General features: G+C 60.3%; 15 protein-coding genes. 9 read left to right on the top strand and 6 right to left on the bottom strand.

Features of this window, described 5'->3' with window-relative positions:
- Positions 1–664: 664 nt before the first annotated feature.
- From JSY17_RS12850 to JSY17_RS12815, 8 genes are all read left to right on the top strand, one after another.
- Positions 665–1,492 carry an energy transducer TonB gene (locus JSY17_RS12850; protein WP_206401860.1) on the top strand — a complete coding sequence of 276 codons (828 nt, stop codon included), beginning with the start codon at positions 665–667 and terminating at the stop codon, positions 1,490–1,492.
- Between the two features lie 71 nt (positions 1,493–1,563).
- Entirely contained in the window at positions 1,564–2,250 is a 687-nt protein-coding gene (locus tag JSY17_RS12845) for a MotA/TolQ/ExbB proton channel family protein (RefSeq protein ID WP_038399729.1), read from the top strand.
- On the top strand, positions 2,250–2,651 hold the full coding sequence (locus JSY17_RS12840; protein WP_025258035.1) for an ExbD/TolR family protein: 402 nt from the start codon (positions 2,250–2,252) through the stop codon (positions 2,649–2,651). Before JSY17_RS12845 ends, JSY17_RS12840 begins: the two co-directional genes overlap by 1 nt.
- A gap of 117 nt (positions 2,652–2,768) precedes the next feature.
- Positions 2,769–5,567 (top strand): TonB-dependent receptor, encoded by a 2,799-nt coding sequence (locus JSY17_RS12835; RefSeq protein WP_404823369.1) that lies wholly within the window; start codon positions 2,769–2,771, stop codon positions 5,565–5,567.
- A 147-nt stretch (positions 5,568–5,714) separates the two neighbouring features.
- The gene (locus JSY17_RS12830; RefSeq protein WP_206401858.1) at positions 5,715–7,598 is read left to right on the top strand and encodes an extracellular solute-binding protein; all 1,884 of its coding nucleotides are present in this window, start codon (positions 5,715–5,717) and stop codon (positions 7,596–7,598) included.
- A gap of 1 nt (position 7,599) precedes the next feature.
- Complete coding sequence (locus tag JSY17_RS12825) at positions 7,600–8,667, top strand: microcin C ABC transporter permease YejB (protein ID WP_206401857.1); 1,068 nt, start codon at positions 7,600–7,602, stop codon at positions 8,665–8,667.
- Positions 8,667–9,689 (top strand): ABC transporter permease, encoded by a 1,023-nt coding sequence (locus JSY17_RS12820; RefSeq protein ID WP_206401856.1) that lies wholly within the window; start codon positions 8,667–8,669, stop codon positions 9,687–9,689. The genes JSY17_RS12825 and JSY17_RS12820 overlap by 1 nt, the downstream gene beginning before the upstream one ends.
- Before the next feature lies 1 nt (position 9,690).
- On the top strand, positions 9,691–11,274 hold the full coding sequence (locus tag JSY17_RS12815) for an ABC transporter ATP-binding protein (RefSeq protein ID WP_206401855.1): 1,584 nt from the start codon (positions 9,691–9,693) through the stop codon (positions 11,272–11,274).
- Between the two features lie 3 nt (positions 11,275–11,277).
- Here the strand turns inward: JSY17_RS12815 and JSY17_RS12810 are convergent, their stop codons facing one another.
- The 4 genes from JSY17_RS12810 to gabT all read right to left on the bottom strand — a co-directional run bounded on the left by JSY17_RS12810 (position 11,278) and on the right by gabT (position 15,495).
- Positions 11,278–12,774, bottom strand: coding sequence for a methyl-accepting chemotaxis protein (locus tag JSY17_RS12810; RefSeq protein WP_200998009.1), 1,497 nt, complete (start codon positions 12,772–12,774; stop codon positions 11,278–11,280).
- A gap of 147 nt (positions 12,775–12,921) precedes the next feature.
- The gene (locus tag JSY17_RS12805; RefSeq protein ID WP_117163677.1) at positions 12,922–13,410 is read right to left on the bottom strand and encodes an Lrp/AsnC family transcriptional regulator; all 489 of its coding nucleotides are present in this window, start codon (positions 13,408–13,410) and stop codon (positions 12,922–12,924) included.
- Between the two features lie 46 nt (positions 13,411–13,456).
- Positions 13,457–14,113 carry an HAD family hydrolase gene (locus JSY17_RS12800; RefSeq protein WP_117163678.1) on the bottom strand — a complete coding sequence of 219 codons (657 nt, stop codon included), beginning with the start codon at positions 14,111–14,113 and terminating at the stop codon, positions 13,457–13,459.
- An 80-nt stretch (positions 14,114–14,193) separates the two neighbouring features.
- Complete coding sequence (gene gabT, locus JSY17_RS12795) at positions 14,194–15,495, bottom strand: 4-aminobutyrate--2-oxoglutarate transaminase (RefSeq protein WP_206401854.1); 1,302 nt, start codon at positions 15,493–15,495, stop codon at positions 14,194–14,196.
- 273 nt (positions 15,496–15,768) lie between these two features.
- Here gabT and JSY17_RS12790 point away from each other — a divergent pair, with 273 nt between their 5' ends.
- Positions 15,769–16,698 (top strand): 2-hydroxyacid dehydrogenase, encoded by a 930-nt coding sequence (locus JSY17_RS12790; RefSeq protein WP_122372008.1) that lies wholly within the window; start codon positions 15,769–15,771, stop codon positions 16,696–16,698.
- A gap of 50 nt (positions 16,699–16,748) precedes the next feature.
- Here the strand turns inward: JSY17_RS12790 and argA are convergent, their stop codons facing one another.
- Positions 16,749–18,047, bottom strand: coding sequence for an amino-acid N-acetyltransferase (gene argA / locus JSY17_RS12785; RefSeq protein WP_117163680.1), 1,299 nt, complete (start codon positions 18,045–18,047; stop codon positions 16,749–16,751).
- A 126-nt stretch (positions 18,048–18,173) separates the two neighbouring features.
- Positions 18,174–19,322, bottom strand: a complete 1,149-nt coding sequence (gene argE / locus JSY17_RS12780) for an acetylornithine deacetylase (RefSeq protein WP_117163681.1) — start codon at positions 19,320–19,322, stop codon at positions 18,174–18,176.
- Positions 19,323–19,436: the final 114 nt, after the last annotated feature.

Genomic DNA, 19,436 nt, shown 5'->3' with positions numbered 1-19,436 from the left:
TATCGGCAGGTTCAGAGGAGAATAATTACTCAACTAGATAAAGTGGATTTCGTCCGACAATCCATCATTTAGTTCCAAATAGCCACCACTCTTTCAGAGTGGGCGCTCGGACTTTGCCTGCTTTTTATAAAGATTTTAAAAACACTTCATCTTTCACCAGGGAGAATGTTCTGTGAGCCCTTGATTATTAACTGCACCAACTTGACTCGACTCATACAACATTGGTGCATGCCGTCGGCCGGATTTTAACTGGTGTCTTTTTGATATCGTCTGAAAAAACAGAGGGTATTCTTTCGCCCTCAACTTGATGGCCTCACCCCTTGATAAACAGTGGGCACAACTCAGATTTTCCGAGGATTCGATAAAAAATTACATGAATGCGACATCCGCTCTATTTCAGCCATTACAGACCACTTCCTGAAAGTTTCTGGCATAGCGGTTGCTAACTAGCCTTCAGGAACCCTCGCTACCTTCAGGTACGCGATAAGAAAAAGGACGCTCAATGCCATCTTCATAATCCGTAAACCGTTTTTATCCGATTGAGCCTGACTTGCAGCTCCACGGAACCGTGCGCCTGTTAAATGTGCAGCCCTCCAGTATTTGAACATTCACGAAATGTTTGAACGGACTTTTATTGCCCTTCAACTATTCCGAGGGAGCTTTAATGAATGATGCGGCAACCCTGAAATCGGTCCCTGATCCATTGCCCGGTGAAGTTCCCACGGCATGGCAGAGTATTCCGTTTACAACCAATAACTCACGACCTGGCAGTTTGAATAAGCCGCAGGCTTTCTTGTTGATTGCCGCTTCGGTACTTATTCACGGTGCGGTCTGGTGGTACATGCAGACTGCCAAAGCCGAGCTTCCGGAAGTTGCGCCCCAGGTTCCGGAAATGACGATCGAGCTGACCAGCCCGACACCACCGACACCGCAAGCGCCGCCTCCGGAGCCACCTCCACCTGCGCCGCCACCTCCGCCCCCTGAGCCCGAGCCCGAGAAACCGGTTGAGGACCCGGACGCGGTCAAGCCACCGCCCAAACCGGTGGAAAAGCCGAAAGTTGAAAAACCCAAGCCGGTCAAGAAACCGGAGCCCGTACAAAAGCCAAGGCCACCCGCGCCGCCGACACCGCCTGCGCCCAGTGCCCCGAGTACCCCGGCACCGCCGACACCTTCGCCCGCTCCTCCAGCACCTGCGGCGCCGGTCAAGGAAAGTGCAGCCGTTTCAGGGCTCGCCAGCCTTGGCAATCCGCCGCCCGAGTACCCGGGCCTGGCGTTGCGACGCAGTTGGGAAGGGCGCGTGATTCTGCGCATCAAGGTTCTGGCCAATGGCCGGGCCGGCAGTGTCGAGGTGACCCAATCCAGCGGCAAACCGGTTCTGGACGAAGCCGCCGTGGAAGCCGTGCGCAACTGGAAGTTCATCCCGGCCAAACGTGGTGACACGCCTATCGAAGGCTTCGCGACACAGACCATCGACTTCAAGCTTCCGGAATGATCCGGCGGATAACAACCGACAACTTTATTCAAGCTGGTGAGGTGTAAACCATGAACGCATCGCTTTCTTCCATGATTGTCCCGGCCGTGCTCTGGGCACTCATTCTGTTTTCCGTATTGAGCTGGGCCCTGTTGCTGATCAAGTCGGCGCAGTACATGAGGCAGAAATCCCAGAACAAACAGTTCACCCAGGCTTTCTGGAGTGCCCCAGACCTGCTGACGGCAGCCGAACACGCTTCCCAGTATCCGGGCGCACTGGCCCGTATCGCCAACAGCGGCTTTGAAGCGATGGCGGTCGAAGACGCACCTCGTACCACCCAGCAACTGGCCCACACCATCAACCGTTCCGACCGCCTGGAACGCAATCTGCGCCAACAGATTCAGAAAGAACGCCGGGCACTGGAAAACGGCCAGGCGATTCTGGCCAGTATCGGCAGCACCGCACCTTTCATCGGCCTGTTCGGTACGGTCTGGGGGATCATGGAGGCGCTGCAAAGTATCGGTCTCACCGGTTCGGCCAGCCTGGAAGCGGTGGCAGGCCCCATCGGCCATGCGCTGGTTGCCACCGGGGTCGGGATCGCCGTCGCGGTGCCAGCGGTGCTGATCTACAACTTCTTCCTGCGCCGCCTGAAGCTGGCCGTGGCCGACATGGACGACTTCGCCCATGACTTCGATTCGCTCGCCCAGCGCAGCGCCTTCGCCGTCACGCGTCAACCCATCGCCACCCGCCACAACCATTCCGTTCGGGAGGCAAGCTAATGGCCTTTTCCAACCAGGACAGCGATGAAGTGCTCAGCGAAATGAACGTCACGCCATTGGTGGATGTGATGCTCGTGCTGCTGGTGGTGTTTATCGTCACCACACCGCTGATGACCAATGCGATCAAGGTCAACCTACCCAAGACCGACTCGGTGGCACCGGCCGAAAAGAAAGACCCGGTGGTGGTCAGCGTCGATCAGGACGGCAAATTCTATCTGGCCAAATCTGAAATTGCCCCCGAACTGCTGGAAAGAAGCCTGCAGGACGAGAAGGCCAAAGACCCGGAAATCCGCGTCCAGTTGCAGGCCGATACGGCCGTGAACTATGGCCAGGTGGCCAAGGCCATGGCCTCGATCGAGCGATCGGGCATTACGAAGATATCCGTCATGACATCGAAATGACATGAGGGCTTCGCCGCGCGAAGCCTGTTGACCGCATTCCCGTGAGCACGTTCGTCCGTGGGCCGCAAAGCCCCTGGAGGGGAGCGGCTTGCCGGAAAGGAAGAAGTGAAACTCCTGATGGGCACAACCGCATCGGGAAAAGAGGGCTCACAAGGCCATTTCAATAACGTCTGGAATAAGTCGGAAATTACCATGCTGATGAATCTTCCCGGTTGCACCCTCAACCCCCTCGCCATTGCGGTACGGCGCCATCCCCGTGCGCTGCTCTGCGCACTGGCCATGGGCATGAGCGGTGCTCAGGCGGCCGATGCCGTCGATGCGGACACAAGCAGTACAAGCGTCTCCTCCAGCGCCGCCGTCGTGCCCGCCACGACCCAGTTGCAGCGTGTCGAAGTCACAGGTTCGGCGATCCGCAGGGTCGATGCCGAGACGGCCGTGCCCATCACCATCCTGCGCGCCGATGACCTGAAGAAACAGGGCGTGACCACCACTCAGGAAATGGTCCAGCGCATCACCGGCAGCCAGTCGATCAACAACAGTGCCGGCTCGGTCGGTGCCGGAACGGGCGGCGCGTCCTACGCCGACATGCGCGGGATTGGCGCCAACAAGACGCTGGTGCTGCTCAACGGACGCCGTCTGGCGAACAACGCCCTGTCGGGTGTCGGCACGCCCAACGGCAGCGCCATCGACCTGAACATGATCCCGTTTGCTGCCATCGACCGGGTGGAAGTGCTGCGTGACGGCGCCTCTGCGCTGTACGGCACTGATGCCATCGGCGGGGTCATCAACTTCATCACCAAGAAGTCCATGACCGACGGCACCTTGAGCCTGGGCGGCGAAACCCCCACCAACAGTGGCGGCGGGGCCACCAAGGACATGAGCGCCAGTTGGGGCTTCGGTGACCTTGAAGAAGACCGCTTCAATGTCATGGGCGTCTTCAACTACAACAAGCAGCAGAACCTGGATGCCAACGACCGGTCATTCGCCAGGGATTATGTGCCGGGACGCGGTCTTAACCAGACCTCAGGGACCGCCTTCCCCGGCAACTACTACCAAGGCAACAATGGCACGAATCCGCTGGCCGGTGGCAACTGCAACGGGCCCAGCCTGATCGCCAGCAACGGCATCTGCCGGTTCAGCACCCGCGAATACATCGACCTGATTCCACAGACCGAGAAAACTTCCTTTTTCGGCAAGGCCACCGGCAAGCTGGCGGACGACCACAACGTCAACCTGGAATACTTCTGGGCCCGCAACAATAACCACACCGACATCGGTCCAGCGCCCCTGACCGGCCTCTCGCTGGATGCTTCGTCGCCCTACTACCCCGGCAACGGCATCACGCCCTTGCCGACCAGTTTCGTGCTCGACCCGACACAGCCCATCGATACCGCATGGCGGGAAACCGCAGCCGGGCCACGGGGTTCCAGCGACCAGAACACCAGCCAGCGCTTTCTGCTGAGCTTCGATGGCATGGTCAGCGGCTGGGACTACAGCGTCGGCGCGTCATACAACCAGAACAAGGTCATTTCCTCACTCACCAACGGCTATATCAGCGATGCGGCCATGATCGCCGGTCTGGCCAACGGCATCATCAACCCATTCGGTCCGCAGACCGCGGCAGGCCAGGCATTGATCGATGCCAACGAATACCATGGCCAGTACTCAAGCGCCGTGGGCCGGGTGGTCGGTATCGACGCCCGTATCAGCCGGGAAATCGGTGACTGGTTTGGTGCCGGACCGGCCGGCCTGGCGCTGGGCGGCGAATACCGCAAGGAGAAAATGCATCAGGAGTACGAAGCCTTCGTCAATGACGTCAGCAGCCTGGGGGCCGACGCGGCCGGCAGTGTGTCGGGCGACCGCAGCGTAAAGGCCCAATACGCCGAATTGAACGTTCCGGTCCTCGACAGCCTGGAACTGAGCGCTGCCATTCGTCACGACAAATACAGCGACTTCGGCAGCACGACCAACCCCAAATACTCGTTCCGCTTCCAGCCGTTCAAGCAACTGGTGGTCAGAGGCGCCTACAGCGAGGGCTTCCGCGCGCCTTCTCTGTATGAGCTTTATGCGCCGCGCAGCCTGAGCTTCACCCAGGGTTACTACAACGACCCGACCCTGTGCGCAGGCGGTACCGTGCAGCCTGGCGGTAATGCCGGACGCGATTGCAATCAGCAGTTTCTCAACAACAGTGGCGGCAATACCGAGCTGGCTCCCGAAAAGGCCCGCAACGTGACACTGGGCTTCGTCTACCAGCCGGTCAGCAACCTTTCCATGGGCCTGGATTTCTGGTGGATTCACATCTCCAACCAGATTCAGTCGTTCCCTGAATCGACCGTCTTCGACGACCCTACCACCTACGCCGACCGCTTCATCCGCAACCCGGATGGTTCGATCGCCAATATCGTGACCGGCAACGCGAACCTGGGCATCGTCAAGACCAATGGTGTGGACGTCACCCTGGACTATCGCTTCCCGAACACGCCGTACGGCCAGTTCGGCCTGGGCATGACCGGCACCTATGTGACCCGCTACGACTACCAGAACATCATCGACGGCCCTTACACCGACAAGGTCGGGGACTTCCAGGGCGATGGCGTGATCTCGCGCTGGAAACATGTCCTGACCGGTACATGGTCGCTGGGCAACAGCCGCGCGTCCCTCACCAACCGCTTCACCAGCGGTTACAACGACTATGACCGCACCACCAACGCCCGGGTGGCGTCGTATACGCTCTGGGACCTTTCGGTCGGGCATACCTTCGACAAGGTGCTGGATGTGGACGCCGGGATCCGCAACCTGTTCGACCGCGATCCGCCATTCTCCAATCAGGCCTACAACTTCCAGTCCGGCTACGACCCGCGCTATGCCGATCCGCTGGGCCGCACGCTGTTCGCCCGCATGACCTATCACTTCTGAGGTGATGGCGTGGCTCATACCCGCTCCGTGAGCCACGCCTTGAGTTGCGCTTCGCCCCTCCGGCCCTACAGGTTTCATCCACCTTCCCCGGCCGGAGGTTTTTTTCGCAGTGCATGAGTATTCAGTGCGTACAAGGACAGCCCCATCATGTTGCGTACCTCCCGTTTTCTAAGGCGCCTGCTGCTGGGCGTTGCTCTGTACGGTTATGGGCAGGCACTGCTGGCCGCGCCGACCCACGCCTTGACGGTCTATGGCGAAGCCCCGAAATACCCTGTGGGCTTTCAGCACTTCGCTTACGTCAACCCGGACGCCCCCAAGGGCGGCTCGCTGACACGCTCGGCCGAAGAAATCGGCCAGTTCAATTACCTGAACCCGTATGTCGATCAAGGCATCAACGTGGTTCAACTCGACACCTGGGTCTATTCCCCGCTGGCCTATCGCTCACTGGATGAGCCCTACACGGTGTACGGCCTGATCGCGGAAAAAATGGAAATGGACCCCAACGGCCTCTGGATTCGTTTTTTCATCAACCCCAAGGCTCGCTTCGAAGACGGCACACCCGTCACCGCCAGTGATGTGCGCTACACCTTTGAACTGATGACCACCAAGGCCAGCTTCAGCTACCGGCCCATGTATGCGGACGTCAAGGATGTGGTCATGGAAGGACCGCTACAGATTCGCTTCGACTTCAAGAACAACCTCAACCGCCTGCTGGCCCTGGATATCGCCAGCATGCGCATCCTTCCCGAACACTGGTGGAAGAACAGGGACTTTGCCAACGGCGGAGGTTTCGAGGCACCGCTGGGCAACGGGCCTTACCGGGTCGCGAAAGTCGACGCCGGACGCAGTGTGGTCTTTGAGCGGGTCAAGGACTGGTGGGCCAAAGACCTGCCGGTCAGCCGCGGGCTGTATAACTTCGACACCCTGACCGTGAATTTCTACGGCGACACGGAAATCGCCCGGCAACTGCTGCAGGCCGGAGCCTTCGACTACAACCGGGAGTTCTCATCGGCGGGCTACACCGTCGGCTACAGCGGCCCGGCCATCGACGACGGACGCCTGCAAAAACACATTCTGGCCCGGCAACGCCCCGTTTCGGCACAAGGCTTTGTCTTCAATCTGGACAACCCCGTCTTTCAGGATCGGCGGGTGCGCGAGGCGTTATCGCTGCTGTGGGACTTCGAGTGGCTGAATCGTAGGGTCATGCGCAGTTTCTACGTGCGTGAACAGAGCTACTTCCCCAAGAGCGAGATGGCCGCCACGCAATTGCCGGACGCAGCCGAACTGAAGATTCTCGAGCCCCTGCGCGGCCAGGTCCCGGATGAGGTATTCACGCAGGTCTACCAGCCGCCCAGCACCGACGGCAGCGGCTATATCCGCGACAAACAGTTACAGGCCCTGACGCTGCTGGCCGAGGCGGGCTGGCATCCGCGCAACAACAAGCTGGTCAACGCAGCGGGCGAACCGCTGACCTTCAGTTTTCTCGACGGCCAGGGCGGCTTCGACCGGTTGATATTGCCGTTCAAACGAACGCTGGCGCAGATCGGCATCACCCTGAATTTCATGCGCATCGATTCGGCGCAGTACATCAACCGGCTCAACGCCCGGGACTACGACATGATCGTGGTCAGCCTGCCGAAAAACGGCAATCCGCTGATTTCCCCGGGCCGTGAACTGTACAACCTGTTTGGCTCGCAAAGCGCCACACAAGTGGGCAGTTCCAACGCCATGGTCTTGCGCAACCCCGCTGTGGACAGGTTGATCGACGGCCTGGTCGCCGCCAACAGTCGTCAGGACATGGTGCTTTATGCCCGCGCCCTGGATCGGGTCCTGCAATGGGGCTACTACATGATTCCCAACTACTACTCCAAGGGAACGCCGCTGGTGTTCGCCAATCGTTTTGGCCGGCCCGAGATCGAGCCCGTCTACGACATTGGCCTGGAAACCTGGTGGCAGATCAGCCCGACAGCACTGACCAATGCCCAGGCTTCGGCCCTGACAGGCAAGACCACCGCCGCGAAGGAGCCGTAACATGCTGGCTTATATGATTCGACGCCTGCTGCTGATCATCCCCACGCTGCTGGCCATCCTGATTGTGAACTTCCTGATCGTACAGGCGGCCCCCGGCGGCCCGGTCGAACAGGCCATCGCCCGCATTCAGGGCTTCAGTCCCAACGGGGTCGGCGGTGGCGGCGGCGAAGTGGCGGCCTCCGGCACGGCAAGCCGCAGCACTCGCGGGCTGGACCCGGCACTGATCGAGGCGATCAAAGAGCATTACGGCTTCGACAAGCCCATGCACGAACGTCTGTGGCTGATGCTCAAGAATTATGCACAGCTGGATTTCGGCACCAGCTTCTTTCGTGGTGCCGAAGTGACGGAACTGATTGCCCAGAAACTGCCGGTGTCGCTGTCCCTCGGCCTGTGGGCAACGCTGATCACCTATCTGATATCAATACCGCTGGGCATCCGCAAGGCCGTGCGGCATGGCAGTGCATTCGATGTCTGGAGCAGCACGCTGGTCATCATCGGCTATGCCACGCCCGCGTTTCTGTTCGCCATTCTGCTGATCGTGGTTTTTGCCGGGGGCAGCTACCTCAGTTGGTTTCCGGCGCAAGGCCTGCTCTCGGACAACTTCGACAGCCTCAGTACCTGGGGCAAGGTCAAGGACTACCTCTGGCATCTGGTGCTGCCGGTCAGTGCTCTGGTGATCGGCGGTTTTGCCACGCTGACCATCCTCACCAAGAACAGCTTTCTCAACGAGATCAGCCGCCAGTATGTGGTCACGGCACGAGCCAAGGGTCTCACGGAGCACCGGGTTCTGTATGGCCATGTGTTCCGCAACGCCATGCTGCTGGTGGTCGCCGGAATTCCGCAGACCTTGATCGAGGTGTTTTTCGCCGGCTCCCTGCTGATCGAAACCATCTTCGGCCTCGACGGGCTGGGGCGCATGAGCTACGAGGCGGCGGTATCGCGGGACTATCCGGTGGTGTTCGGCACGTTGTTTCTGTTCACGCTGTTCGGCCTGCTGATCAAGCTGGTGGGCGACCTGTGCTACACGCTGGTCGACCCGCGCATCGATTTTTCCGCGAGGAGCGCCTGATGTTCGAGTTTTCTCCCCAGAGCAAACGGCGCATGGCGCTGTTCAAGGCCAACCGGCGGGGCTGGTGGTCGCTGTGGATCTTCCTCGCGCTGATGCTGGTCTGTCTGTGTGGCGAGCTGATCGCCAACGACAAGCCACTGGTGCTGAGCTACGAAGGCACGCTGTATTACCCTGCCCTGCACACCTACATGGAAACCGACTTCGGTGGCGAACTGCCCTTCGAGCCGGACTATTCCAGCGACTACGTCCGCCAACTGATCTCCGCCAAAAACGGCTGGATGCTGTTTGCGCCGATCCCTTTCAGCTACGACACCATCAACTACGACCTGCAAGCCCCATCGCCCAGCCCGCCAAGCAGCCACAACTGGCTGGGCACCGACGAGCAGGCCCGGGATGTGCTGGCGCGGGTGTTGTTCGGTGCGCGGATTTCCATCCTCTTCGCTCTACTGCTGACTGCGATCAGTACCGTGATCGGGGTCTGTGCCGGCGCGATCCAGGGCTACTACGGCGGCATGACCGACCTGATCGGCCAGCGGATTCAGGAAATCTGGTCCGGTTTGCCTGTGCTGTATCTGCTGATCATTCTGTCCGGCTTCGTTTCACCGAATTTCTGGTGGTTGCTGGGCATCATGGCGTTGTTTTCCTGGCTGGCGCTGGTGGATGTGGTACGGGCCGAATTCCTGCGCGGTCGCAGCCTGGAATACGTCAAGGCGGCACGTGCCCTGGGCCTGACCGATACCGCGCTGATGTGGCGGCACATCCTGCCCAACGCCATGACCAGCACCCTGACCTATCTGCCCTTCATCGTCACGGGTGCCATCGCCACCCTGACCGCGCTGGATTTTCTCGGCTTCGGCATGCCCGCCGGCAGCGCCTCGCTGGGTGAACTGATCGGTGAAGCCAAGCGCAATCTGCAAGCCCCCTGGCTGGGGCTGACCGCCTTTGTGGTACTGGCGCTGATTCTTTCCCTGTTGGTGTTCATCGGCGAAGCCTGCCGCGACGCTTTCGACCCCCGGAGCTGACATGCAAGAGACCCTGATTGAAATACGCGACCTGCGTGTCGCCTTCAACGGCCACGAAGTGGTGCATGGTGTCAGCCTCGATATCCGGCGCGGCGAATGCCTGGCGCTGGTGGGTGAATCAGGCTCGGGCAAATCCGTCACGGCCCACTCGATCCTGCGCCTGCTGCCGGCAAAGACCGTCAGCACCCAGGGTACGATCCGCTACAACGGCGTGGACCTGGTGAGTGCCAGCGACAAGCAGTTGCGCAGCCTGCGCGGCAACCGGGTGGCGATGATCTTTCAAGAGCCCATGAGCTCGTTGAACCCGCTGCATACGGTCGAGAAACAGATTGGCGAAATCCTGATCACCCACAAGGGCCTCAAGGGCAAGGCCGCCCGGGACCGGACGCTTGAACTGCTGGACCTGGTGGGCATCCGTGACCCGCTCGCACGCCTCAAGGCTTACCCTCATCAGCTTTCCGGCGGTCAGCGGCAACGCATCATGATCGCCATGGCGCTGGCCAACGAGCCTGACCTGCTGATTGCCGATGAGCCCACCACGGCGCTGGATGTGACGGTGCAGGTGAAGATCCTCGAACTGCTCAAGTCCCTGCAACAGCGCCTGGGCATGTCATTGCTGCTCATCAGCCACGACCTCAATCTGGTCCGCCGCATAGCCCAGCGGGTCTGTGTGATGCGTGAAGGACAGATCGTCGAGCAGGCTGACTGCCAGACCCTGTTCGACCATCCGCAGCACCCTTACAGTCGCCTGTTGATCAACGCCGAGCCTGACGGCGAGCCGGTGCCTTCCAGCCATAGGAACACCCTGCTGTCGGTACAGGACCTGAAAGTCTGGTTCCCGTTGAGCAAGGGCTGGTTCAAACGCGACCCTCGCTACATCAAGGCTGTGGACGGGGTGAGTTTTGAACTGCTCAAGGGCAAGACGCTGGGCATCGTCGGCGAGTCCGGTTCGGGCAAATCGACCCTGGGCCAGGCGATCCTGCGCCTGGTCGATTCCGAAGGCAGCATCCGCTTCGGCACCAAGGAATTGAGCCTGCATAGTCAGCACCTGATGCGCCCCTTGCGGCGCCAGTTGCAAGTGGTCTTTCAAGATCCGTTCGGCAGCCTCAGCCCACGCATGACCGTGCAACAGATCATTGCCGAAGGCTTGGTCACCCACAGGATCGGCACTGCCGAGGAACGCGAGCAGACCGTCATCCGGGTTCTACAGGAAGTCGGACTCGACCCGGCCACCCGCCATCGTTACCCCCATGAGTTTTCCGGCGGTCAGCGCCAGCGCATCTCGATTGCCCGGGCGCTGGTGCTTGAGCCGGAGCTGATTCTGCTGGACGAACCCACCTCGGCACTGGACCGCACGGTGCAGAAACAGATCGTCGCCCTGCTGCGCGACCTGCAGATTCGCCACGGCCTGACTTACCTGTTCATCAGCCATGACCTGGCAGTGGTTCATGCGCTGGCGCATGACCTGATCGTCATCAAGGACGGCAAGGTGGTCGAGCAAGGCCCTTCAAGGGAGATCTTCGCCAGGCCGCAGCAGCCCTATACCCAGGAACTGCTGCAGTCATCGGGACTGGTCTTCGCGTGAAATCTATCGGTTGAAGGTCTTGCCCAGCGCCTCAAGCCGCATGGCCAGCGGTGGCAGGCGCTGACTGCTCTGCGCCAGCACGTCGATATTGGCAGCGGTGTCTTCGGCGATGCCTTGCACCGAGCGCAGTTGCTCGGCGATTTCGCGGCTTGCGGTGGACTGTTCGTCGGTGGTGGTAGCGATCAGACCATTGAGCTGGGTGATCTGGCCAATCCCGGTGCCCACGGCACGCAGCGATTCGGAGGCACGCTGGCTGTTCTCGACGCAGCGACCGACGCCTTCGCGGCTGTCGAGCATGGCCGCCGCAGCCTCACGGCTGCCTTGTTGCAGGCCGTGGATGACGCCCTGGATTTCCCGAGTGGACGAAGCCGTGCGCTGAGCCAGATTGCGCACTTCATCGGCCACCACAGCAAAGCCGCGACCCTGTTCGCCCGCCCGGGCGGCCTCGATGGCGGCGTTGAGCGCCAGCAGGTTGGTCTGCTCGGCGATGCTGCCGATCACGTCCAGCACCTTGCCGATCTGCTCCGACTGCTCGGCAAGCGCCTGCACGGTTTCATCGGTGGTATTGATGCGCTCGGCCAGCAGGGTGATTTCACTTTGCGCCCGATCGACGCTTTCACGTCCGTGGGCAACCTGTTCGCTGGCATCGCCGGCACGCTGTACGGCTTGCGCCACATGCCCGGAAATGTCGTTCATCGCATCGCCCATGCGCTGCATGGCGTCGGTCATGCGGGAAATTTCATTCAGCTGATGGCGGGCACCGGTTTCCAGCGTGCCACTGGCCCTGGCCAGGTCATGACCCAGCTCGCCAAGGCCGCGGGTGTCGCGCACCACGCCATCGACCAGCCCGGTGATCTGCGCCAGAAAGCTCTCGAAACGCTGAGTCAGGGAAACATGCTTGCCTGCCCGCTCATCAACCCGCGCATCGGTGGTGAGCTGCGAGGCCGTGGCGAGCATTTTATCGAGCATGTCCTGATTCTCGACGGCCTCGGCCTGGTTCTGGACAGCGAGGTACATGAGGATCGCCGTCTCCACCACCACATAGACGGCATGCACCATCACCATGCCCCAGCCACCGGCATGGTGCATGACATACACCGGGAAACCCGAGTGTTGCAGGGCGTGGAACACAACGTGATGCACGGCAATCACGGCCGCTGCAACCAGAATCGGCAGCCAGTCGCGATAGAAGGTCAGTACGGCCAGGAATACAAAGATGCCGAAGTGGATTTCCACCACTCCCTGAGCCTGATTGATATGCAGTGCCGCCATGAGCATCAGCCCTACACCAAAGCAGCAGCGCATCAATCGGCTACCGCCGATGGCTCGATACAGTGCAGTCAGCACCAAGGCGGTGCCACCACCTACCAGCAGTGCCTGGGCAAAAGTGTCGTGCCAGAACGCCAACCCGATCGAATACACAAACAGCAGCCAGATCAGACCAAGCATGATGCGATCGGCCTTGCGGTAATGCTCAAGAAAACGAGGAGCTGAAGGCATCAAACACTTCCTTATTAGAGACCAGATAGCACACGGCAAGCATCATGGCCCAGCAAAAGCCCGGCCAAGTCATAGGACGACTAGATGACACGCAACAGAATGTGTCAAATCGGTGACTTTGCGCAACTCGTTATTGGCCTTTGGCCATCAATGACGCAAAAGCTTGCGTAAAGGCACACCGTCCTTCATGACCGGCGATTTGATGACGATGTAGCTGAAGTACTTGGAGATGCCGATGTTCTTGTCCAGTAACTCCTCGATCACCTCCTGATAGTGCTGGATGCTGCGGGTCATGAAGCGCACCAGATAGTCGTAGCCGCCGCTGATGAGGTGGCATTCGAGCACTTCGTCCACGTGCCGGATATTGGCCTCGAACTTGGCAAAGTCTTCGCGCTTGTGGTCGCTGAGGGAGATTTCGGTGAATACCGTGACCGATTCGGTGATCTTCGCGAGGTTCAGGTGAGCCTTGTAGCTGGAGATATAACCGGCCGCCTCCAGACGCTTGACCCGTTGCAGGCAAGGACTGGCCGACAGGCCTACGGCATCTGCGAGGCTGACGTTGGTCATGCGACCGTCTTTCTGAAGCTCGACCAGGATATTGATATCAATGCGATCCAGTTTGACCAGGCCTTCCATCAGCTACCTCTTCATTGCCGTTCACCAAAGCTCTCTTCTAGCAAAATCAGCGCCTTAAAGACAACTGATGCTGCGCCACCAGATCGGCCATGCTGTTGATACACAGATCAGCCGGGCAAGGCTGACGATGCTCGGCACGATCACGGCGGATCAGGCACAGGCCACCATTGCCCAGCGCCGCTGCAGGTGGTCGGGACACCAGCAGGGTTTCATTCGGATGCAGATCCATTTCGGCCAGCCAGGTTGTATCGTCCAGCGGGTGCGTGGTCAGCGACAACAGGCTGTCGGGGTCCAGCCCGAGACGCTCGCACAGGGCATTGCGATCCTGAGCGTCGCGGTCGGCATAGACCAGCAGCCGGTAAAACTTGCGCAGGTACAGCATGGCACCCGGCGCATCCTCGAACAGCGTCCAGGTATCCACCGAACGCGCGAAAGCCATGCCCTCTTCCCATGTAACCCTGGCACCGAAACGCTCGGCCAGTTGTCGATGGGCAAAACACAGCAGACCACTGAAACCCAGTTCGCCGAAACGCGGATACAGCGCACTTACGGCCTCTGCAAATGCCGCCAGCACCTGTTCCCTGTCGGGCTTGTCCGTGCTGTGTTCCAGCAATGGCTGCAACGCCGCCCAGACACCGGAATCGCGGTCCACCAGAACTTCATCGCAGTCGATCAACAGTGCCCGGTAATCAGTCAGCGCCATGACAGGTCAAGCCTCCATTAAACATTCAGTACCCACGGCCACGCAGTTGTTCACACTGCGTGGCCGGGCTTGAGCGACGACTAAGACTTCAATACTCGTGCCAAGGCCCCGTCGAGGATGGTCAGGGCTTCGTCGATCTGTTCTTCGGTCGTTACCAGAGGTGCCAGGAAGCGCAGCACGTTGCGATAGACACCGCATTTGATCACCAGCAGGCCGCCGAGACGGGCCTGGTCGATCAGTCGCTGATTGAGGTCCGCATCCGGGCTGCGCGCAGCATCGTCCTTGACGATCTCCATCGCCAGCATGAAACCGGGGCCACGAACGTCCCCGATGCAGGAATAGCGGGACTGAAGCCTGAGCAAGCCGGCACGCAGGTATTGGCCCAGTTGCTCACCGCGCTCCGGCAGTTTTTCCTGTTCATAGGTATCGATCACCGCCAGGGCTGCGGCGCAGGCCAGAGCATTGCCACCATAGGTGCCGCCCAGCCCGCCCGGAAGCGGTGCATCCATGATCCCCGCACGCCCGACAACACCCGACAGCGGCAGACCGCCAGCCAGGCTTTTGGCAACCGTCACCAGATCCGGCTGAATGCCTGCGTGCTGGAAACCGAACCATGTGCCAGTCCGACCAAAGCCGGTCTGGATTTCATCGAGAATCAGGACAATGCCATGCTGTTCGGTCAAGGCCCGCAGCGCTTTGAGGAATTCCACGGGTGCGGCCAGAAAACCGCCATCGCCTTGCACAGGCTCGATGATGATGGCCGCCACACGATCCGGCGCAACTTGCGTGGCCAGCAGTTCATGCAGCGCGGCCAGGGCCATTTCACCGGTAACGCCACGGTATTCGTTGGGATAAGGGGTGTGGAAAACTTCAGGAGCCAGCGGCCCGAAATTCTGCTTGTAAGGCTGGCTCATGCCGGTCAGGGTCGTGCCCAGCAAGGTACGACCGTGAAAGCCGCCACGAAACGAAATGATCGCCGGACGATTGGTATGAGCGCGGGCAATCTTCACCGCGTTCTCGACCGCTTCGGCACCGGAGGTGAAAAACACCGCCTTGTGGTCGATACCGCTGTCACCGGCCACCAGGTTACTCAAGCGCTTGGCCAAATCCAGATAGGGCTGGTAGGCAACCACCTGAAAGCAGGCATGGGTGACCTTTTCCAGCTGTCCCTGCAAGGCCTTGACGACATTCGGGTGATTGTGACCGATGTTCAACACACCGATGCCGCCGACGAAGTCCAGATAGCGCTTGCCATCGACATCCCACAATTCGGAACCCTGCGCACGATCGATGACCAACGGGTGAGCAGTGACCACGCCACGGGGTACGAACTGATCGCGCTGACGGAGCAGATGAGGTGTTTCGTCGACTTTGCTGTTCATGGCTTTACCTGTAGTGGGCCGGGCAATCGGCATGTGATTGCGATGCTGTTCAGGGTAAGCGTTCAGCGAAACGATCTACGCCGAACTTGCCCCTCCAGATGCCCAGATCCACTGTTTTCACCCTTGCAAACGGCAGATTCCTTCTGGCCATGCAATCTGCTGCACAACGCTCTGTTTACAGGCCGCAACGCACTTTTGCGCAGGCTCTTTCAACAGATCCTGCTCCAGCCTTGAGGCATGATGAAGGCCCTCTTTCACGCTCAGGAAATGCCCATGCCCGCTCTGCTCTATAAAGCCGATCCTGCCCGCAGCGAGCGCTGGAGAGCCTTGTTCGCCGAGCACGCTCCCGATATCGAGTGGCGCGCATGGCCTGACATCGGCGACCCGCAGGACATCCACTACCTGGCCGCCTGGCTGGCCCCCGATAACCTGGAGCAGGTGCTTCCCAACCTCAAGGTTCTGTTTGCACTGTCGGCGGGTGTCGATCAACTGGACCTGAGCCGCATCCCGAAATCATTGCCGGTGGTGCGCTTGCTGGACCCCGGCATCAGCCACGGCATGTGCGAATACGCCTGCTTCGCCGTACTGACCCTGCATCGGGAAATGCTGCGCTATCGTCAGCAGCAGATCGAAGGCCGCTGGCAGGCTCATCCACTGATTCCTGCCCATACACGGCGCATCGGCGTCATGGGGCTCGGCTTGCAGGCGCAGCATATTCTCGCGAGCCTGAAAGGGTTCGGCTTTGCCTTGTCGGGTTGGGCGCGCAGTGAACATCGCATCGAAGGCGTCGAATGCCATGCAGGTCCCGAACAACTGCCCGTTTTCCTGGCGCAGTGCGACATTCTGCTGTGCGTGCTGCCCCTGACCGAACAGACCGAAGGCATTCTTGATCGCGAACTCTTCAAGCACCTGCCCAAAGGCGCGGCGTTGATCAATATGGGACGTGGTAGGCATCTGGTGGAAGACGACCTGTTGGCCGCACTGGACAGCGGCCAGCTCAGCGCCGCCGTGCTGGATGTGCTGCAAAAGGAACCAGCCGCCAGCGATCACCCGTTCTGGAAACATCCGAAAATTCTGCTGACACCCCATATCGCCGCCATGACCCAACCGGAAAGCGCATTTGCAGGCTTGCTGGAAAACATTCGCCGGTTCGAGCGGGGCGAGTCGATGGAGGGGCAAGTGGATCGTGGGCAGGGGTATTAGGCGCTGGACCCGCTCCGGCATCGCGCCGAAGCGGGTTCGTTCGCAAGCAATCAGATCGCCTTCTCGAAGATCTTCGAATTACGCTGATAGTTGTAAAGCGACGCCCGTGCGCTGGGCAGACGGTCGACGCTGCTCGGTTCAAAGCCGCGCTCGCGGAACCAGTGCGCGGTGCGGGTGGTGAGCACGAACAGCGTCTTCAAGCCCAAGGCCCTGGCACGGTTTTCGATACGCTCCAGCAGCTCGTCTCCGCGACCGCCGTGGCGATACTCCGGGTTGACCGCCAGACACGCCAGTTCACCGGCCTCGGAGTCGGCAATCGGGTAGAGCGCCGCGCAGGCAATGATCAGGCCTTCGCGCTCGACCACGCTGAACTGCTGAATCTCGCGCTCCAGCACTTCCCGTGAACGACGCACCAGAATCCCCTGCTCCTCCAGCGGCGTGATCAGGTCCATCAGGCCGCCCACGTCTTCGATGGCCGCCTCACGCACCAGCTCGAACTGCTCTTGCGCAACCAGCGTACCGCCACCATCACGGGTGAACAGTTCGTTCAGCAGCGCGCCGTCTTCGGCATAGCTGACGATGTGGCTGCGGCCCACACCGCCGCGACAGGCTTCGGCGGCAGCGTCCAGCAGTTCGGCCTGATAGTTGTTGCCCAGACGCAGCAGGTGCGCAGGCACTTGCTGAGGACGCAGTTCACGCACCAGACGCCCCTGCTCATCCAGCAGACCAGTTTCGGCGCCGAACAACAGCAGTTTGTCAGCAGCAAGGTCGATGGCCGCACGGGTCGCGACATCTTCGCAGGCGAGGTTGAAGATCTCGCCCGTCGGCGAATAGCCCAATGGCGAGAGCAGCACGATATGACGCTCGTCCAGCAGGCGGTTGATGCCTTTGCGGTCGACACGGCGCACCTCGCCGGTGTGCTGATAATCGACCCCCTCAAGCACGCCGATAGGACGGGCCGTGACAACGTTGCCGCTGGTCACCCGCAGGCGCGAGCCCTGCATCGGCGAAGCTGCCATGTCCATGGACAGGCGCGCTTCGATGGAAATGCGCAGTTGCCCCACGGCATCGATCACGCACTCCAGCGTTTCGGCATCCGTCACGCGCATGTCGCGGTGGAAACGCGGTGTCAGGCCGCGCTGGGCCAGACGGCTTTCGATCTGCGGACGCGAACCATGGACCAGCACCAGCCGCACGCCCAGGCTGTGCAGCAGCACCAGGTCGTGGACGATATTGCCGAAATTGGGGTGCGCGACACCATCGCCGGGCAGCATGACGACAAAGGTGCAGTCGCGGTGAGCATTGATATAAGGAGACGCGTGACGAAGCCAGTTAACGTAATCGGGCATAACCGAAAGAGCCTGTAAAAAAATGGACGAAAGACAGAAACACGCACAACGCTGTGGTGGTTATCGTCGGAACAGGCTTGGCAACACGCGCAATCTCCTTCTTTATCGGGTTCTGTCTGGCCCGGCTTAGCGGGGGCTCAGGCAATAATGCTGGATCAACTGACGCAACAGAAGCACTGTAGGCTCCAGACGTGACATTTCAAGGTACTCACCCGGCTGATGCGCGCAGGCGATGTCGCCCGGGCCCAGAACCAGTGTCTCGCAGCCAAGGCGCTGAAGATAAGGTGCTTCGGTGCCAAATGCTACTGCTGCCGCCGTATGACCTGTCAGACGCTCCGCAATGCGAACCAGTTCCGCATCCGCTGCCTGCTCGAACGGCGCACACTCCGGGAACAAGGGTGCGTAATCGATCTGCACCTGATGCAGCTCGGCCAGCGGTTGCAGTTTTTGCCGGATGGCGGCGCGCAGCGCATCGGGGTCCATGCCTGGCAACGGGCGCAGGTCGAACTCCAGCGAACACTGGCCGCAAATCCGGTTCGGGTTATCGCCACCATGAATGCAACCGAAGTTCATGGTCGGCTGCGGCACGCTGAACTGCGGGTTGCGGTATTCGCGCTGCCATTGCTGACGCAGGCTCTTGAGCTCGCCGATGGCGTCATGCATGGCTTCCAGCGCGCTGTGCCCCAGGCTTGGGTCAGAGGAATGGCCGCTGCGCCCGAGAATATCGATACGCTCCATCATCACGCCCTTGTGCAGGCGAATCGGCCTGAGCCCGGTCGGCTCGCCAATCACCGCTGCACGCCCCAGCGGCCGCCCGGCCTCGGCCAGGGCCCGCGCTCCAGCCATCGAGCTTTCTTCGTCGCAAGTGGCAAGAATCAGCAGCGGCTGCTTGAACGGCTGATCGAGCAGACCGCGCACGGCCTCGATAATCAGCGCGAAAAAACCTTTCATGTCGCAACTGCCCAGTCCGACCCAACGACCATCGACTTCGGTCAGTTTCAGCGGATCGGTTTTCCATAATGCCTCATCGAAGGGCACAGTATCGCTGTGTCCGGCCAGCACCAGTCCGCCGGGGCCAGAGCCATAAGTGGCCAGCAGGTTGAACTTGCCCGGCGAAACCTGCTGGATATCGCAGGCAAACCCCAGATCGCCCAGCCACCCCGCCAACAGATCGATCACCGCACGGTTGGACTGATCCAGCGAAGGTTGAGTGCAACTCACCGAGGGCACGGCAATCAATGCGGCGAACTGATCTTTCATGGACGGCAAGGGCATGTATGCTTCCTGTAATCGGGACGGAACACGGACCATCATAGGGCCATAGCGCCTGCGGAATAAACCGTTACGGGCCATGTCCTGTACACTGCCGCCCTCAGCAGCCATCAATCA

The sequence above is a fragment of the Pseudomonas capsici genome, assembly GCF_017165765.1.
Taxonomy (GTDB): Bacteria; Pseudomonadota; Gammaproteobacteria; order Pseudomonadales; family Pseudomonadaceae; genus Aquipseudomonas; species Aquipseudomonas capsici.
The sequence above is the reverse complement of the archived record's forward strand: the minus strand, read 5'-3'. Positions and strand labels throughout refer to the sequence as shown.

Coding starts and splice junctions, on each gene's coding strand:
- JSY17_RS12800 (WP_117163678.1), bottom strand. CDS start 14,113: ATGGCGCTGACTGATTACCGGGCACTGTTGATCGACTGCGATGAAGTT.
- JSY17_RS12820 (WP_206401856.1), top strand. CDS start 8,667: ATGTTCGAGTTTTCTCCCCAGAGCAAACGGCGCATGGCGCTGTTCAAG.
- JSY17_RS12825 (WP_206401857.1), top strand. CDS start 7,600: ATGCTGGCTTATATGATTCGACGCCTGCTGCTGATCATCCCCACGCTG.
- gabT (WP_206401854.1), bottom strand. CDS start 15,495: ATGAACAGCAAAGTCGACGAAACACCTCATCTGCTCCGTCAGCGCGAT.
- JSY17_RS12835 (WP_404823369.1), top strand. CDS start 2,769: ATGGGCACAACCGCATCGGGAAAAGAGGGCTCACAAGGCCATTTCAAT.
- JSY17_RS12790 (WP_122372008.1), top strand. CDS start 15,769: ATGCCCGCTCTGCTCTATAAAGCCGATCCTGCCCGCAGCGAGCGCTGG.
- JSY17_RS12810 (WP_200998009.1), bottom strand. CDS start 12,774: ATGCCTTCAGCTCCTCGTTTTCTTGAGCATTACCGCAAGGCCGATCGC.
- argA (WP_117163680.1), bottom strand. CDS start 18,047: ATGCCCGATTACGTTAACTGGCTTCGTCACGCGTCTCCTTATATCAAT.
- JSY17_RS12805 (WP_117163677.1), bottom strand. CDS start 13,410: ATGGAAGGCCTGGTCAAACTGGATCGCATTGATATCAATATCCTGGTC.
- JSY17_RS12850 (WP_206401860.1), top strand. CDS start 665: ATGAATGATGCGGCAACCCTGAAATCGGTCCCTGATCCATTGCCCGGT.
- JSY17_RS12815 (WP_206401855.1), top strand. CDS start 9,691: ATGCAAGAGACCCTGATTGAAATACGCGACCTGCGTGTCGCCTTCAAC.
- argE (WP_117163681.1), bottom strand. CDS start 19,322: ATGCCCTTGCCGTCCATGAAAGATCAGTTCGCCGCATTGATTGCCGTG.
- JSY17_RS12830 (WP_206401858.1), top strand. CDS start 5,715: ATGTTGCGTACCTCCCGTTTTCTAAGGCGCCTGCTGCTGGGCGTTGCT.
- JSY17_RS12840 (WP_025258035.1), top strand. CDS start 2,250: ATGGCCTTTTCCAACCAGGACAGCGATGAAGTGCTCAGCGAAATGAAC.
- JSY17_RS12845 (WP_038399729.1), top strand. CDS start 1,564: ATGATTGTCCCGGCCGTGCTCTGGGCACTCATTCTGTTTTCCGTATTG.